Raw genomic sequence first — 2293 nt, 5'->3', positions numbered from 1 at the left:
GCTCTTCCGATTTGCATCAGGGTCGTCTCTTGTTTTTATTGGTGGGTGCGAATCAGATCTTCGGTGGCGCTGTTGCAGGCGCATGTCAGCCAATACGGCGCCTTCGATGTGGTGGTACATAACGCCGGGATCACCCGCGACAAGACCATCGCCAAGATGACCGAAGCGGCGTGGCGCAGTGTGTTGGCGGTCAACCTGGACGCGCCGTTGCAACTGAGTAACGCGCTGCTGGAAGGCCAGGGCTTGAACCCCGGTGGGCGCATCGTGTGCGTGTCGTCGATTTCCGGCATCGCCGGCAACCTCGGGCAAAGCAACTACGCCACGTCCAAAGCCGGTGTCATCGGCCTGGTGCAAGGCCTGGCACCGCAGGCGGCGGCGCAACAGGTCACGGTCAATGCGGTGGCGCCCGGGTTTATCGAAACCCAGATGACCGCAAAAATCCCGTTGCTGATCCGTGAAGCGGGGCGGCGCATGAACTCCCTGTCCCAAGGCGGGCAGCCAATCGACGTGGCCGAAACCATCGCGTGGCTGGCCCATCCCGCCTCGGGTGGGGTCAATGGCCAGGTGGTGCGGGTCTGCGGCCAAAGCCTGCTGGGAGCCTGAACCATGCACGACATGACCCAGATCATCGACCCGCTACCGTCGCGCACCCAATTGCTGCTGGACAGCGTGCGCGCCCTGCGCAAACCCAAGCTCGACGGCGCGCCTGAGTTGCCCAAGGCGCGCCTGGTACGTTCGGCGGTGGCGTTGTCGGCCGCCGATATCGCCACCTATGGCCGCGCCTGTGGTTTTCGGCGTGAGCAGGGCGTGCCGCTGTCCTATCCCCACGTGCTGGCGTTCCCGTTGCACCTGATGTTGTTGACCCGGCCGAGCTTCCCATACCCGGCCAGCGGCATGGTCCACCTGGCCAACCGTATTCGTCAGCAGCAGCGCTTGCACGAAGGCCAGGCGTTGCGCCTGGAAGTGTTTTGCGAACGCTGGGTCGCCCACCCCAAAGGGCAGGCCTTGAGCATCGCGACCCGCGCCTACAGTGCCGGCGCCCTGGTGTGGGAAAGCGACAGCCTGTACCTGCGCCGGGAGATTAAAAATCCCCTGGGGGAGCCTTGGAATGACGGACTGCCGTTACAGCAAGAGGGCCTGTTGCGCACCCAGCGCTGGGTGCTGCCGGCGGACTTGGGGCGGCGTTTCGCCGCTGTTTCGGGGGATTTCAACCCGATCCACACTTCGCTGATCGGCGCGAAACTGTTTGGCTTTCGCCGCGCCATCGCCCATGGCATGTGGACCCTGGGCCGCGCGTTGGCCGCCCAGCAGCCACCCGGCGGCCTGGACCAGGCCGAAGCCCATTGCGACTTCAAGCTGCCGATCTTCCTGCCCGGCCAGGTTGCCCTGTGGAATCGCCCGGTAACCGGCCCGCGCCGTGAATTTGAAGTGCGCAATGTTGCCGGGGATAGGCCCCATATGCGCGGGTTGTTCATCTGGAATGAGAGCCTTAAATGAGTGACTACAGCTTCAACCCGGCCCCGACTCGCCGCGTGGCGATCATCGGCGGCAACCGTATTCCGTTTGCCCGTTCCAACACGGTGTATGCCCACGACAGTAATCAGGATTTGCTGGTGGCGGCGCTGCAAGGCCTGGTCGACCGCTACAACCTGCACGGCCAGCGCCTGGGTGAGTTTGCCGCGGGCGCTGTGATCAAGCACTCGCGGGATTTCAACCTGGCGCGTGAGTCGCTGTTATCGACCACGCTGTCCCCGCAAACCCCGGCCTACGACCTGCAACAAGCCTGCGGCACCGGCTTGGAAGCGGCCTTGCTGGTGGCGAATAAAATCGCCCTCGGCCAGATCGAGGTGGGCGTCGCCGGCGGTGCCGACACCACGTCCGACGCTCCCATCGGCATCAATGAAGCGCTGCGCCGCACCTTGCTTGCGGCCAATCGCGCCAAGGCCCTGGGCGACAAGGTCAAGGCGCTGCTGAAGGTGCGTCCGTCGATGTTCTTCAAGCCGCTGCTGCCGCGCAATGGCGAGCCGCGCACCGGCCTGTCCATGGGCGAGCACTGCGAAGAAATGGCCAGGCGCTGGCAGATCAAGCGCCTGGCCCAGGACGAGTTGACCCTCACCAGCCACCAACGCCTGGACGCGGCCTACCGGCGCGGCTTTTTCGACGACCTGATCAGCCCCCATCGCGACCTGGCCCGCGACAACAACCTGCGCGCCGACACCAGCCTGGAAAAACTCGCTGGCCTGGCCCCGGCTTACGATCGGCAACATGGCACGCTCACGGCGGGCAATTCCAC

2 protein-coding genes and 1 pseudogene are annotated in these 2293 nt (G+C 64.8%); all 3 read left to right on the top strand.

The window, feature by feature from the left end; genetic code table 11:
• Positions 1-603 (top strand): SDR family oxidoreductase (locus L9Z73_RS29315; protein WP_247408369.1); only part of this gene is annotated, 603 nt, incomplete at its 5' end.
• A 3-nt stretch (positions 604-606) separates the two neighbouring features.
• Complete coding sequence (locus tag L9Z73_RS29310) at positions 607-1497, top strand: MaoC/PaaZ C-terminal domain-containing protein (protein WP_247408367.1); 891 nt, start codon at positions 607-609, stop codon at positions 1495-1497.
• A pseudogene (locus L9Z73_RS29305) lies at positions 1494-2293 on the top strand (acetyl-CoA C-acetyltransferase); the annotation flags it as partial. The gene L9Z73_RS29310 and the pseudogene L9Z73_RS29305, both read left to right, overlap by 4 nt.

This window comes from Pseudomonas emilianonis, assembly GCF_023072625.1.
GTDB lineage: Bacteria > Pseudomonadota > Gammaproteobacteria > Pseudomonadales > Pseudomonadaceae > Aquipseudomonas > Aquipseudomonas paraveronii.
This window is presented reverse-complemented; position numbering and strand designations above follow the sequence as displayed.

Bases quoted from the DNA above. Each gene is read 5' to 3' on its own strand.
- L9Z73_RS29310 (WP_247408367.1), top strand. From the start codon at position 607: ATGCACGACATGACCCAGATCATCGACCCGCTACCGTCGCGCACCCAA.